Here is a 13,199-nt window from a genome sequence, read left to right on the forward strand (position 1 = left end):
TGCGCGACACGTCGTCAGCCATCTGGCCTGCCATTGGGCGGCGCTGCCCGCGCGGCCATCACATGGCGCGCCGCGTAGCAGAAGGGGGCCGACATGAACGAGCGCACCGATGGTCGTCATGAGACGACGTCCGGACCTTTCTTCGCGACCAATTTCTTCGTCTGGCCCTTCATCGCCGCGGCCGCGGCCGGCGATACGCTGGCAGCGCAGGCCGGCGAGATGGCTCGTGCCCTGAGCTGGTCGCCGCCGGCATCGCCTCGACCGGCGCGGCTCGATTGGTGTTCGCCGAACCGGGTGCGGCTCGAGCTGTCGACCATGGACCTGCGCGACTTCTCGACGGCCGAGGCGACACGGGAGGTCCCCGTCCTGGTCTGCGCGCCGTTCGCCCTGCACTGCGCCACCATCGCCGATCTGGCGCCGGGTCACAGCCTCGTCGAGACGCTGGCCCGCCATGGCTGCCGCCGCCTCTTCCTCACCGACTGGCGTTCGGCGACGGCGGAGATGCGGTTCCTGACCATCGACAGCTATCTGGCAGAGCTCAATGTCGCGATCGACGAGGTCGGGGCGCCGGTCGATCTGGTCGGCCTCTGCCAGGGCGGATGGATGGCGCTCGTCTATGCCGCGCGTTTTCCGAACAAGGTGCGCAAGCTGGTGCTGGCGGGCGCGCCCATCGACATCGCAGCCGCCGCATCGCGCCTCTCGGTGGCTGCCCAAAACCTGCCGTTGAGCGTGTTCGACCAACTCACGCGGCTGGGTGACGGCCGCCTGCAGGGCCGACATGCGCTCGAACTGTGGGAGCCGGCCCTGCAAAGCGACGAGGTGGCCGCAGCGTTGCAGGTTGCCCCCGGCGAACTGAGCCGCCGGCCGATGCTGCGGGATCGGTTCGCCCTCTGGTCGGCCTCGACTCTCGATCTGCCCGGCGCCTTCTATCATCAGTCGGTGCTGTGGCTGTTCAAGGAGAATCGCCTGGCTCAGGGCCGGTTCGTCGCCCTCGGACGCCAGATCGATCTGGGCGCGGTCCGCCATCCGCTCTTCCTGCTGGCCGCGCAGGGCGATCGGGTCGCGCCCACGGAACAGCTCATGGCGGTGCGACGGCTGGTCGGCACGAGGCCGCACGATATCGAAAGCGTGGTCGAGCCCGGCAATCACCTGAGCCTGTTCGTCGGTGCCATAACCCTGCGCGGCGCATGGAGCCGCGCCGCCCGTTGGCTTGCCGCGTCGTCGGCGGCGACCAGCCTCGCCGCCTGAGACGATCCCGCGACTGCTTGACTCCGATCCCCGTCGGTCCATTAATACGCACCGATGGGGATCGCGATCTCCCCATGAGGCGGCAGCCGAAGCATCGCGTCCTGTTTCTCTTTGAAAGGACGCTGCTCCATGCCTTCGACGAACGCGATTTCCGTTGACAAGCTTTCCCGTCTGATCGGCCGTCCCGACACGCCGGCCCTGATCGACGTGTGCACCGAAAAGGATTTCACCGCCAATCCGCATCTCGTCCCCGGCGCGGTGCGTCGGCCGTGGGACGCCGTGGCGGCCTGGGGGCCGGAATTTGTCGCCGCCGGCAAGCCAGCCGTGGTGATCTGCACCAGGGGACTGAAGCTCAGCCACGGCGTCGCCGCCTGGCTGCGCCACGAAGGCATTGCCGCCGATATTCTCGAAGGCGGCATCGTAAGCTGGCAGGCAGCGAAGCTGCCGGTGGTACGTGCCGACAAGCTGCCCAAGCGCGACGCGCGCGGCCGCACCGTCTGGGTGACGCGCTCGCGGCCCAAGGTCGACCGCATCGCCTGTCCGTGGCTGATCCGGCGCTTCGTCGATCCAGGTGCCGTGTTCCTGTTCGTGACCCCGTCGGAAGTGATGGATGTCGCCGATCGCTTCGGCGCCACGCCGTTCGATATCGACCGGCCCGACGTCTACTGGAGCCATCGCGGCCCCAGATGCACTTTCGACGTCATGCTCGAGGAGTTCGGGCTGGAGACCGAGCCGTTGAAGCATTTGGCCCTCATCGTGCGCGGCGCCGACACCGGCCGGCCCGAGCTGGCGCCCGAGTCGGCCGGTCTGCTGGCGGCCTCGCTCGGCCTGTCGCGCATGTTTCCGGACGACCTCGCCCAGCTCGAGGCCGGCATGACGCTCTACGATTCCTTCTACCGATGGTGCCGAGACGCCGTCGACGAAGGCCACGACTGGCCGCCGACCGCGCGCAAGAAGGCATAGGCGCGACTGCGTCTGGCCGCGCGCCCCGGCTTCCCCGGCTCGACCGCTCGACCGCTCGAATTCGATCATCTGGACAGGAGGAGTGCATGACATCGCAGGAAACGCGACGCGACCTGATCGGCACCGCCACCGTCGCCGCTGCAGCAGCGGCGCTGGCGTTGTCGTCGGCCGCAAGTGCGCAAACCGCGTCGGGAGCATCCAGGATGGAATACACGCCGAAGAAGCTGCCGTTCGATCCGGCGAAGGTGAATGGCTTCTCCGAAAAGCTTCTGGTGAGCCATTACGAGAACAACTACGGCGGTGCGGTGAAGCGGCTGAACGCCATCACCGCGCAGCTCGCCGGTCTCGACATGGCGACGGCACCCGTTTTCGTCGTGAACGGGTTGAAGCGCGAGGAGCTGATCGCGGCCAACTCCATGATCCTCCACGAGCTCTACTTCGACAGCCTGAATGGCGGAGGCGAGCCGGCAGGAACCCTCGCCGAAACGATCGACCGCGACTTCGGCTCGCTCGCGCGTTGGAAGGTCGAGTTCGCGGCGATGGGCAGGGCCTTGGGAGGCGGCTCGGGCTGGGTGCTGCTCTGCTATTCGCCGCGCGACCGGCGCCTGATCAACACCTGGGCCGCCGACCACACGATGACGCTCGCCGGCGGACGGCCGGTCCTGGCGCTCGATATGTACGAGCATGCCTATCACATGGATCACGGCGCCAAGGCCGCGGCGTATGTCGAGCTCTTCATGAAGGGTATCCGCTGGAGCAATGCCGCGACATTGTTCGAGCGCTACTCGAAGGAAGCGTGATGGGCGCGGCGACCAAAGCGCGGCGTGCCCGTCTGAGCGAGCTCGTGCGCTACTTCCTGCGTCTGGGCGTGCTGGGATTCGGCGGCCCCGTGGCCCTGGTCGGGCAGATGGAACGCGAGCTGGTTGCCGACCGCGGCTGGCTCGCGAAGGAGCAGATGCGCGAGGCGATCGCGATCTGCCAGTCGCTGCCGGGCCCGCTGGCGATCCAGGTCGGCATCTACATCTCCTACCTGCGCGGCGGCTTCTGGGGCGCGTGGGCCGGCGGCTGGGCCTTCATCCTGCCCAACTTCCTGATCGTGGCGGCGCTCGGCGCCCTCTACGTCCAGCTCGGCGATCTGCAGCCGGTGACCGCGATCTTCTATGGCGTAAGCCCCGCGGTCATTGCCCTGATCCTGCACTCCTGCTGGCGCCTGACGAGACTTGGCATGGAGGACTGGCTGCAATGGGCGATCGCCGCGGTCTGCCTTGTCGTCACCATCCTCCTGAAATCGGAGGTGGCGCTGCTGTTCATTGGCGCCGGCATCGTGGGCATCCTCTGGTATGGCAGCCTGTTCAGGCGCCCGCCCGCCGCGACGCTGATGGGCCTTGCGCCGTTGGGCGTGCCCGCCGTGGTGACGCTTGCGCCGGCGGCCAGCCCTTCCGCTCTCGTCAAGCTTCTTCTGTTCTTCCTCAAGGCCGGCGCGCTCACCTTCGGCAGCGGCCTGGTGATCGTGCCCTTCCTCGAGCAGGGGCTGGTCCAGCAATATGGCTGGCTCGACGAGCGGCAGTTCCTGATCGCCGTGGCCATCGGCATGATCAGCCCCGGTCCGGTCGTGATCACGGCGACCTTCGTCGGCTATCTCGTCGGCGGCTTCTGGGGCTCGCTCGTGTCGACGGTCGGCATTTTCCTGCCGTCCTTCCTGCTTGTGCTGATCGCGGCGCCGATGCTCGCCCGTCATCGCGGCAACGTCAATGTCCAGGGCTTCGTGAAGGGCGCCTATGCGGCCGCCATCGGCACCATCCTCGGCGCCTGCGTGCTGTTGGGGCAGATCGCCATCGGCGATTGGCTCACGGCCGTGGTCGGGCTTCTGTCCCTGGCCGCGCTGTTCCGCTGGAAGGTCAACAACCCGCTGCTGATCGCCGTGACGGCGGTGGTGGGGCTCGTGGCCTTTCCGCTGCTCCATCCCTCGTGGGTCATGGTGAAATGAGGCGGATCGGAGTGCTGATCGTCGCTGCAGCCGCCGCCATCGCCTCGGGCGGTTCGGCGCGCGAACCGGCACACTTTCTGGTGCTCGAGGCGAAGATCCCGTTGGGCCGGGTGAGCGGCCGGATCGATCATCTCGCCATCGACCCCGGGCGGGGTCGGCTGTTCGTGGCCGAGCTCGGCAATGACAGCGTCGGCGTCGTCGATCTCGAGACCGGGAAGACCGAGCGGACGCTCACTGGCCTGCACGAGCCGCAGGGCATCGGCTATGTGGCGGCAACGGACACGCTCTACGTCGCCAATGGAGGGGACGGATCGGTGCGTCTCTTCCAGGGCCCCGGCCTCGATGCGGCAGGACGGATCGACTTGGGCGACGATGCGGACAACGTCCGCGTCGATCCGCGGAGCAACAGGGTGCTGGTCGGATATGGCCGCGGCGCACTGGCTGTCCTCGACCCGCAGAGTCGAACGAAGATCGGAGATATCGCGCTCGCCGCCCATCCTGAGTCGTTCCAGCTCGACCTCGACAACGGGCGGGCATTCGTGAACGTGCCCGATGCACATCAAGTCGCAGTGGTCGATCTTTCCTCGGGGCATCAGACCGCGACCTGGCGCTTTGCCGACGCGCGCGCCAACTTCCCGATGGCCCTCGACTTCGAGGCGCGACAGGTGCTCGTCGCCTATCGACGACCAGCGAGGCTGGTCGCCTTCGGGATGGCCGACGGCAGCGTCGCGGACCGCCTCGATCTCTGCGACGACGCCGACGATCTGTTCGTCGATGCCAGGCGTCGTCGCGTCTATGCGAGCTGCGGCGAGGGCGTGGTCGATATCTTCGAGCGCCGGTCAGACCGGTACGTGCGCCTCGGCCACGTTCCGACGGCGTCGGGTGCCCGCACCTCGCTGTTCGTGCCCGAGCTCGATCGGCTGTTCGTCGCCGTGCGGGCAACATTCCGGGACCCTGCAGCAATCTGGGTGTTTCGCCCGGCGCCTTGAGGGCCGCATCGTCGTGTTATAGTCGCGGCATGACCGAGACCAGTACGCTGCCCGACCGCTTGTCCACCAATCCCCGAAGTCCGTTCTACGACGAGGCGCTGCTGCAAAAGGGCGTCGGCATCCGGTTCGACGGCCAGGAGAAGACCAACGTCGAGGAATACTGCGTGAGCGAGGGCTGGATCCGCGTTGCGGTCGGCAAGACCGTCGATCGCAAGGGCAACCCGCTCACCGTCAAGCTGACCGGCAAGGTCGAGCCCTATCTCCAGAAGTAACGGGACGCCGATGCACAGCCATACGCTCGCCGACTGGCGCCACGACCATGTCTTCCTGGGCGCCGCGCACGATCGCAACGAGCGCCGCACCTGGCTGGTGGTGGGGCTCACTGCCGCCATGATGGTGGCCGAGATCGTGGGCGGCACGCTGTTCGGCTCGATGGCCCTGCTGGCCGACGGCTGGCACATGTCGACCCATGCCGGCGCGCTCGGCATCGCGGCGCTCGCCTATCGCTACGCCCGCAATCACGCGCGCGATCCACGCTTCGCCTTCGGCACCGGCAAGCTCGGCGATCTGGCGGGCTTCACCAGCGCGATCGTGCTCGCCATGATCTCGCTCCTGATCGGCTACGAGTCGGTGGGCCGTCTGTTCCAGCCCGTGGCCATCCGCTACGACGAGGCGATCGCGATCGCAGGCGTCGGTCTCGCCGTCAATCTGGCGAGCGCCTGGCTTCTGGGGGCAGGGCACCAGCACGATCATGACCATGGGCACGATCATGACCATGGGCACGATCATGACCATGGGCACGATCATGACCATGGGCACGACCGCGATCGGCACGACGATCATGGCCATCACCACCCTCATCATGACCACAACCTGCGCGCCGCCTACTGGCATGTGATGGCCGATGCGCTCACGTCCGTGCTGGCGATCGCGGGCCTGCTGGCGGCCCGCTTCTATGGCTGGAGCTGGCTCGATCCGGCGATCGGCGTCGTCGGTGCCTGCGTGATTGCGCACTGGTCGTGGGGACTGATCCGCGATGCGGGGGCGGTCCTCATCGATGCCGCGCCGGATCGCGAGCTGGGCGAGGCGATCCGCCAGCGCCTCGAGGTCGGCGACGATCGCATTGCCGATCTCCATGTCTGGCGTCTCGGCCCCGGCCATCATGGCGCCATCGTGTCGCTGGTCTCGCATGCGCCCGAACCGGTGGCGCACTACAAGGCGCGGCTCGACGACCTGGCGCATCTCAGCCATGTCACGGTCGAGGTCCATCGTTGCGCCGGCGCGCATTGAGCCGACAGGCGTAACCTTGACGCTCACCTTGCGTTCTATCGAGGAACGAAAGGAGCGAGCCATGCAGGACAAGGCGCAGGACAAGGCGAAATCCAGGGGTGGCATCGAGGGCGAGGGCAGCTACAGCGGCACTCGGGCCTATGACGAGGCGACCGCCAAATTCATCAAGGACGGCAAGGTCGACAAGGCTGCGAAGCAGGCCGAGCAGGCCATGGAGTCGGACGAGGCCGCCGAATTGAAGGCTGCGGAAGCCAAGGGCAAGGCCGGCGATCCGCGCGGCCAGAACCGGAAGAAGCCGGCCTGACATTCCGGCAAGAGCGTCCGGCAGGAACGGAAAGGGCGCCTCCGAGGCCGGAGGCGCCCTTTCTGTCAGCAGGTGCTTGCCGCGGGAGCCGACATCAGCATCGCGCGGGTGAGCTGGCAGGCGACTTCCGGGCACATTCGGATGCCGATCACCTCGCCGGCATCGCCCAGCAACGCACCTTCGATGTAGCCCGCGTCCTGGTTCAACTGGAACGCGGCGGAGGCGATATTCATCGTGTCGGAGCGGGGGCTCGCCTCGCCATCGCCGAGCGCACTGCGCCGGCGCGCCATCTCGTTCGCGGCGTGGTTGAGGCTGGAGATGAACGCATTGAACTCTGTGTAGTTCGCAACGCAGTTTATGCTGCGCTGCGCTTCGTCGATGAACACCATCACGCAGCTCTCGCCATCGGCGCTCACGCCGAGGTGAAACTTGTCGAGTGTGCCGATCGCATTGTCCATGGCGGCCTCCATCGTGAGGATTAGAACGGGGCGGCCCTCGGGTTGTTCCGCCGCCATTCTTCAGCCGCGTCTACTTCCTGCGCTTCGTCTCGACGTCGCCTTGCCATCATTTGGCCATGGCGATCCTCGTCACAGGTCAGCCCGCCGCCTGGTCGATGAACCTGGCGAGCGCCACGTCCTTGTCGGTGACGCCGCCGGCATCGTGGGTGGAAAGGACGATCTCGACCCGATTGTAGACATTCGACCACTCGGGATGATGGTCGGCCTTGTCGGCCGCCAGGGCGACGCGGCTCATGAAGCCCCACGCCTGGTTGAAGTCGGCGAACTTGAAGCTCTTCCGGATGGCGTCGCGGCCGGCGACCTCCGTCCATCCCGTGAGCGCGGCCAGCGCATCGCTGCGTGCCTTTCCGGTCAACCTGGCGGTCATGCGGGTCCTCCTCTTTCTGTGCCTGTGGCGCAAAGCTTGCCTCATCGGGCCTGCCGAGCCTAGGTTCGGCGACCAACAGGAGGTCTGAGACTAGTGAAGATTACCCGCCGCTCGGCAATATTCGCCGCCACGTCGCTCGCCGTCGCTCCTTCCGTCGCCCGTGCGCAGAAGGCGGCTGACACGCTGCGCATCCAGTTCGTCGACGCCGTCCCCAATGTCGACATGTATTTCAACAGTCAGCGCACCGGACTCATTCTGGCGCACCAGGCCTGGGACATGCTGGTGCATCGCGATCCGGCCACCTTCGAGATCAAGCCGTCGCTCGCCACCGAGTGGAAGTTCGCCGACGCCAGCACCCTCGATCTTACGATCCGGCAGGGCGTCAAGTTCCATGACGGCAGCCCGCTCTCGGCCGACGACGTGGTCTACACCATCAACATGGCGGCGGATCCGGCGAGCAAGGTGGCGACGCCCAGCAACTACTCCTGGATCAAGAAGGCGGAGAAGACCGGCGACTCCGCCGTGCGCATCCACATGAGCCGGCCGACGCCGGCCGCGCTCGAATATCTCGCCATGGTGACGCCGATCCATCCCAAGGCCTATCGCGAGAAGGTGGGCCCCGAAGGCTTCGCCGCCAAGCCGGTCGGGGCCGGTCCTTACAAGATCGTCAAGAACGAGCAGGGCAAGGAGGTCGTCTTCGAGCGCTTCGCGGACTATTGGTCGGGCTCGCCCAAGGGCAAGCCGGCGATCAAGACCCTGCATGTGCGCTTCGTGCCCGATCTTGCCACCGAAGTGACGGAACTGCTCGCCCGGCGCGCCGACTGGATCTGGAACATCAATCCCGACCAGCTCGCCAGCATCAACAAGGTGCCGTACCTGCAGGCGGTGCGGCAGGAATCGATGCGCGTCGGCTACCTCCAGATCGACGCCGCTGGCCGCACCGGCGCCGGCAATCCGCTGACCAAGCTCAAGGTGCGCCAGGCGATCTTCCACGCCATCAACCGCCAGGAATTCGCCGACAAGCTGGTGACCGGCGGCAGCCGCGTACCGCCCGCACCCTGCTTCCCCAGCCAGTTCGGCTGCGACGCCAACGCCGCGGTGAAGTACGACTACGATCCCAAGAAGGCCAAGGCGCTGCTCGCCGAGGCGGGCTATCCCAACGGCTTCGATACCGAGATGGTGACCTACGTGCAGCCGACCTCGTGGCCAGCCGCCATCCAGAGCTATCTCCAGGCGGTCGGCATCCGGGCCAAGATCAACCAGCTCCAGGTGGCGCCCGCCATCGACAAGTCGCATCGCGGCGAGGCGCCGCTCTACATGGGAAGCTGGGGCAGCTACTCGATCAACGACGTGTCGGCGATCCTGCCGGTGATGTTCGGCGAGGGCGCGGGCGACAACTATTCCAAGGATCCCGAGCTCGAGAAGCTCGTGGCGGCCGGCGGTGCCACCGCCGACAAGGAGGACCGCCTCGAGGCCTACTCGAAGGCGATCAAGCTCGAGACGGAGAAGGCCTACTGGCTGCCGATCAACACCTACGTCAACACCTACGCCTTCTCGAAGGAGCTCGACTTCCCGACCTTCCCGGACGAGCTGCCGCGGTTCTACCTTGCGAAGTGGAAGTGATACGCACTTCCGAGCAGCCATTGCTGTCATCCCGAACGAAGGGATCTTTGATCGGCTTCGCCAAAGATCCCCCTGAGTTCACGCTCGGGATGACACCATCTCCTGCAACCGAAGACTTCTTCACGGCACCAACAGACACTCCACCCCGCCGCCCGGCCGCGGCTTGAAGGGCGGCGTCTCGCTGGCGCAGCGCGGCTGGGCGACCGGACAGCGCGGATGGAAGCGGCAGCCGGGTGGAATGTTGGCCGGGTCGGGCAGCGTGTCGCCCAGCCCGACGTCGGGCACGCCGAGTCCCGGCTCCGGCGTCAGCACCGAGGCGAGCAACGCCTTCGTGTAGGGATGTTCCGGCCGGGCGAACAGCTGTTCGGTCGGTGCGCGCTCGACCAGCCGGCCGAGATACATCACGGCCACTTCGCTCGCGACATGCTCGACGACGGCGAGATTGTGGCTGATGAAGAGATAGGTGAGACCGAGATCGCGCCGGAGCTCGGCCAGCAGGTTGAGGATCTGCGCCTGCACCGAGACGTCGAGCGCCGAGGTCGGCTCGTCGCACACCACGATGCGCGGCCGCAGGACCAGGGCGCGGGCGATGGCGACGCGCTGGCGCTGGCCGCCGGAAAGCTCGGCGGGCAGGCGGCGGCCCATCTCGGCGCTGAGGCCGACCCGTCTCAGCATCTCGTCGACCTTGTAGGCGATCTCGGTGCGGCCCAGCGCACCTTGCGCCACCAGCGGCAGGGCGACGATGTCGCGGATGCGCGCCAGGGGGTTGAGCGAGGAGAAGGGATCCTGGAACACGGGCTGGATCAGGCGCGCCCGCGCCTTGCGATCGAGGCCTGCCAGCTTGCGGCCTTCGATCTCCACCTCGCCCCGGTCTGGCGCGAGCAGGCCCAGGATCACGCGCGCGAGTGTGCTCTTGCCGCAGCCCGATTCGCCCACCACGCCCAGCACGCCGCCGGGCGGGATCGAGAAGGAGACCTCGTCGACCGCCACGACGCGGCCCTTGCCCGCCGCGAAGGTCTTGGCGACGCCGCGGACATCGATCGCGGCGGTCATGCCGGCAGCCGGCAGAGATAGTCGTGCGCCGCACTCGCGCTGTGTCGCGGGATCGCGTTCCGGCACGTCTCGTCGGCGAGGTCGCAGCGCTCGCGGAAGGCGCAGCCCGCGAAGCCTGCGCCGATGCGCGGCACCGTGCCGCGAATGGCGCCGAGCGGCTGGTCGCGCCGGATCTTGCCCGGCACCGGCACGCAGCGCAGCAGGCCTTGCGTGTAGGGATGGCGCGGATTGGCGAACAGCTCCGCCGTGGGCGCGCTCTCCACGACCTCGCCCGCGTACATGACCGACACCCGGGTGGCCACGCGGGCCACGATGCCGAGATCGTGGGTGATCAGCAGCAGTCCGAGGCCGAGATCGCGCTGCAGCCCGGCGAGCAGCCGCAGGATCTGCGCTTGCACCGTGACATCGAGCGCGGTCGTCGGCTCGTCGGCGATCAGAAGTCTCGGCTCGCACATCAGCGCCATGGCGATCATCACGCGCTGACGCAGGCCGCCCGAGAGCTGGTGCGGAAACTGGCCCAGTCTCATGCCCGGTGCCGTGATGCCGACACGCGCCAGCAGATCGGCCGCGCGGTCGGTGGCGGCGCGCTGGCTCGCGCCCTTGTGCCGGCGCAGCACCTCGGTCATCTGCGAGCCGATCGTGTAGGCGGGATTGAGGCTGGTCATCGGCTCCTGAAAGATCATGGCCATGGCGTTGCCGCGCAGCCGCGCCATGCCGCGCTCCGGCAGCTTCAGGAGATCCTGGCCCTCGAATGCCAGCCGCTCGGCGTGCCGCTCGCCGCCGCGCGCCAGGAGGTTCATCACCGCCAGCGCCGTCACCGACTTGCCGCAGCCCGATTCACCCACCAGGCAATGGGTCTCGCCGCGCGCCACCGCGAGCGAGGCGCCGCGCACCGCGGCCGTGGCGCGGAAATTCACCCGCAGGCGCTCGACCTCCAGCAGCGCCGTCACGGCTCGGACCTCGCGCCGAACTGGTCGCGCAGGCCATCGCCCAGCAGGTTGATGCCAAGGACCAGCACGAACAGAGCGGCGCCCGGGATCATGATCACCCAGGGGCTGAAGAACATGTAGTCCTTGGCCTCGGCGATCATCAGGCCCCACGACGGCAGCGGCGGCGGGACGCCGAGGCCGAGAAAGGAGAGCGCCGCCTCCAGGAGGATGGCGAGGGCGGCCTCGAGCGTGGCCACCACGACGAGGTGGCTCGCGATGTTGGGCAGCACCTCGCGCGCGAGGATGCGGAAGCGCGAGCAGCCGGCGCACCAGGCGGCGGCGACATAGTCGAGGTTGCGCACCTGCATCGTCGTGGCGCGCGACACGACGGCGAAGCGGTCCCATTGCAGCAGGCCGAGCGTGATCACCAGCAGCGTCATCGAGCTGCCGAGAAGGCCCACGACCGCCAGCGCCACCAGCACCACGGGAAGCGAGAGGCGCGTGGCGATCGCGAACATCACGACATCGTCGGCTCGGCCGCCCAGGAAGCCGCCCAGCACGCCGAGCGTGATGCCGATCAGGCCCGAGACGACGCTCACGGTGACGCCGATCAGCATCGAGATGCGGCAACCCCAGATTAGCCGCGAAAGATAATCCCGGCCGAGCTGGTCGGTGCCCAGGAGATGGTGGGGATCCGATCCTTCCATCCAGAACGGCACCAGCAGGCGCTTGCCGAGATCCTGCGCGAACGGATCGTGCGGCACGAGGAGCGGGGCGAAGACCGCGCAGAAGGCCGCGAGGCCGACGATGACGGCGCCGAACCAGGTGCCGGCGCTGCGCCAGCCGCGCCTCGGACCCCGCAAGGATTTTACTGCAGGTGCGGTAATGCTCATGCGCGGCGCAGCCGCGGATCGAGGACGGCGTTCATCAGGTCTGCGAACATGGTGAGCGCGACATAGATCACGGCGAGCACGAGCACAACGGATTGCACGACGGGAAAGTCGTTCTTGGCGATGCTCTCCCAGGCGAGGAAGCCCACGCCGTGCAGGGCGAAGACCTGCTCGATCACGATGGAGCCGCCCAGCATGAAGCCGAGCTGCACGGCGGCGATGGCCACCACCGGGATGGCCGCGTTGCGCAGCGCATGCTTCAGGAGGATCGAGGCGCGCGACAGCCCCTTGGCGCGGGCCGTACGGATATAGTCCGAGCCCATCGCCTGGATCATGCCGGCGCGCGTGAGCCGGGTGAGGGCAGGGATCGCAGAGAAGGCCAGCACGACGCCGGGCATGATGTAGCTCTGCCAGGAGTCGGTGCCCGAGATCGGCAGCCAGCCGAGCTTCAGGCCGAACAGGATCATCAGCAGCAGGCTGAGCCAGAAGGAGGGCATCGCCTGGCCGAGCAGCGCCACGAGCTGCACGACCCGGTCGAGCGCCGTGTTCTCGCGCACCGCCGCCAGGATGCCGAGCGGCAGCGAGATCAGGAGCGCGATCACAAGCCCGGTCAGGCCGAGCGTCAGGGTCACCGGCATCCGCTCGCCGATCAGCGCCGACACCCGCGTCTTGAAAAAGTAGCTGTCCCCCAGGTCCCCGGTGGCCGCGCGGGCGGCCCAATCGAAGAACTGGGTGATCAGGGGCCGATCGAGACCATAGGCCTTGCGGACCGCGTCCACGTCGGCCTGGGTCGCGTTCGGCCCGGCAATGGAAACGGCGAGATCACCCGAGAGTCGGGTGAGGACGAAGGCGAGGATCATCACCGTCGCCGCGACGAGCACGGCCACGATCAGCCGGCGAACAAGAAAACGAAGCATGCGCGGCTCAAGCTTAAAGCGATTCGGACGGGAAGGCGACCCATCGAATTGCGTGCCGGCAGGCGGCGCAGACGGTGAATAATCGGTCATGCCGGGACCTTGGCGAGCGTCCCGGGCTGCG

General features: G+C 67.5%; 15 protein-coding genes. 9 read left to right on the forward strand and 6 right to left on the reverse strand.

The window, feature by feature from the left end:
* Nucleotides 1-93 precede the first annotated feature (93 nt).
* The 8 genes from OJF58_RS12875 to OJF58_RS12910 all read left to right on the forward strand — a co-directional run bounded on the left by OJF58_RS12875 (nucleotide 94) and on the right by OJF58_RS12910 (nucleotide 6,781).
* Nucleotides 94-1,248: an alpha/beta fold hydrolase gene (locus tag OJF58_RS12875; protein WP_300784846.1), complete on the forward strand. Its 1,155-nt coding sequence runs from the start codon at nucleotides 94-96 to the stop codon at nucleotides 1,246-1,248.
* 129 nt (nucleotides 1,249-1,377) lie between these two features.
* The gene (locus OJF58_RS12880) at nucleotides 1,378-2,211 is read left to right on the forward strand and encodes a sulfurtransferase/chromate resistance protein (protein ID WP_300784848.1); all 834 of its coding nucleotides are present in this window, start codon (nucleotides 1,378-1,380) and stop codon (nucleotides 2,209-2,211) included.
* A gap of 203 nt (nucleotides 2,212-2,414) precedes the next feature.
* The gene (locus tag OJF58_RS12885) at nucleotides 2,415-3,011 is read left to right on the forward strand and encodes a Fe-Mn family superoxide dismutase (protein WP_300785260.1); all 597 of its coding nucleotides are present in this window, start codon (nucleotides 2,415-2,417) and stop codon (nucleotides 3,009-3,011) included.
* Nucleotides 3,011-4,198: a chromate efflux transporter gene (gene chrA / locus OJF58_RS12890; protein ID WP_300784849.1), complete on the forward strand. Its 1,188-nt coding sequence runs from the start codon at nucleotides 3,011-3,013 to the stop codon at nucleotides 4,196-4,198. The genes OJF58_RS12885 and chrA overlap by 1 nt, the downstream gene beginning before the upstream one ends.
* Before the next feature lie 11 nt (nucleotides 4,199-4,209).
* Nucleotides 4,210-5,187: a hypothetical protein gene (locus tag OJF58_RS12895; protein ID WP_300784851.1), complete on the forward strand. Its 978-nt coding sequence runs from the start codon at nucleotides 4,210-4,212 to the stop codon at nucleotides 5,185-5,187.
* 29 nt (nucleotides 5,188-5,216) lie between these two features.
* Nucleotides 5,217-5,459 (forward strand): DUF3297 family protein, encoded by a 243-nt coding sequence (locus OJF58_RS12900; protein ID WP_300784853.1) that lies wholly within the window; start codon nucleotides 5,217-5,219, stop codon nucleotides 5,457-5,459.
* 10 nt (nucleotides 5,460-5,469) lie between these two features.
* Nucleotides 5,470-6,477: a CDF family Co(II)/Ni(II) efflux transporter DmeF gene (dmeF, locus tag OJF58_RS12905; RefSeq protein ID WP_300784854.1), complete on the forward strand. Its 1,008-nt coding sequence runs from the start codon at nucleotides 5,470-5,472 to the stop codon at nucleotides 6,475-6,477.
* 16 nt (nucleotides 6,478-6,493) lie between these two features.
* Complete coding sequence (locus OJF58_RS12910; protein ID WP_300784856.1) at nucleotides 6,494-6,781, forward strand: hypothetical protein; 288 nt, start codon at nucleotides 6,494-6,496, stop codon at nucleotides 6,779-6,781.
* Between the two features lie 65 nt (nucleotides 6,782-6,846).
* On the opposite strand, the gene OJF58_RS12915 is transcribed toward OJF58_RS12910, so the two are convergent.
* The gene (locus OJF58_RS12915) at nucleotides 6,847-7,239 is read right to left on the reverse strand and encodes a hypothetical protein (RefSeq protein ID WP_300784858.1); all 393 of its coding nucleotides are present in this window, start codon (nucleotides 7,237-7,239) and stop codon (nucleotides 6,847-6,849) included.
* Nucleotides 7,240-7,375: 136 nt separating this feature from the next.
* On the reverse strand, nucleotides 7,376-7,711 hold the full coding sequence (locus OJF58_RS12920; protein WP_300784859.1) for a 4a-hydroxytetrahydrobiopterin dehydratase: 336 nt from the start codon (nucleotides 7,709-7,711) through the stop codon (nucleotides 7,376-7,378).
* 48 nt (nucleotides 7,712-7,759) lie between these two features.
* On the opposite strand from OJF58_RS12920, the gene OJF58_RS12925 reads away from it, so the two are divergent.
* Entirely contained in the window at nucleotides 7,760-9,289 is a 1,530-nt protein-coding gene (locus tag OJF58_RS12925; RefSeq protein ID WP_300784861.1) for an ABC transporter substrate-binding protein, read from the forward strand.
* A gap of 120 nt (nucleotides 9,290-9,409) precedes the next feature.
* Here OJF58_RS12925 and OJF58_RS12930 read toward each other — a convergent pair whose 3' ends face one another.
* The 4 genes from OJF58_RS12930 to OJF58_RS12945 are packed head-to-tail and all read right to left on the reverse strand — an operon-like array spanning nucleotide 9,410 to nucleotide 13,078.
* Nucleotides 9,410-10,342, reverse strand: a complete 933-nt coding sequence (locus tag OJF58_RS12930; protein ID WP_300784862.1) for an oligopeptide/dipeptide ABC transporter ATP-binding protein — start codon at nucleotides 10,340-10,342, stop codon at nucleotides 9,410-9,412.
* Nucleotides 10,339-11,292, reverse strand: a complete 954-nt coding sequence (locus OJF58_RS12935; RefSeq protein WP_300784864.1) for an ABC transporter ATP-binding protein — start codon at nucleotides 11,290-11,292, stop codon at nucleotides 10,339-10,341. The genes OJF58_RS12930 and OJF58_RS12935 overlap by 4 nt, the downstream gene beginning before the upstream one ends.
* On the reverse strand, nucleotides 11,289-12,134 hold the full coding sequence (locus OJF58_RS12940) for an ABC transporter permease (RefSeq protein WP_300784865.1): 846 nt from the start codon (nucleotides 12,132-12,134) through the stop codon (nucleotides 11,289-11,291). The genes OJF58_RS12935 and OJF58_RS12940 overlap by 4 nt, the downstream gene beginning before the upstream one ends.
* Nucleotides 12,135-12,160: 26 nt before the next feature.
* Nucleotides 12,161-13,078, reverse strand: a complete 918-nt coding sequence (locus OJF58_RS12945; protein WP_300784866.1) for an ABC transporter permease — start codon at nucleotides 13,076-13,078, stop codon at nucleotides 12,161-12,163.
* Between the last annotated feature and the right edge of the window lie 121 nt (nucleotides 13,079-13,199).

It is taken from the genome of Enhydrobacter sp. (assembly GCF_030246845.1).
GTDB lineage: Bacteria > Pseudomonadota > Alphaproteobacteria > Reyranellales > Reyranellaceae > Reyranella.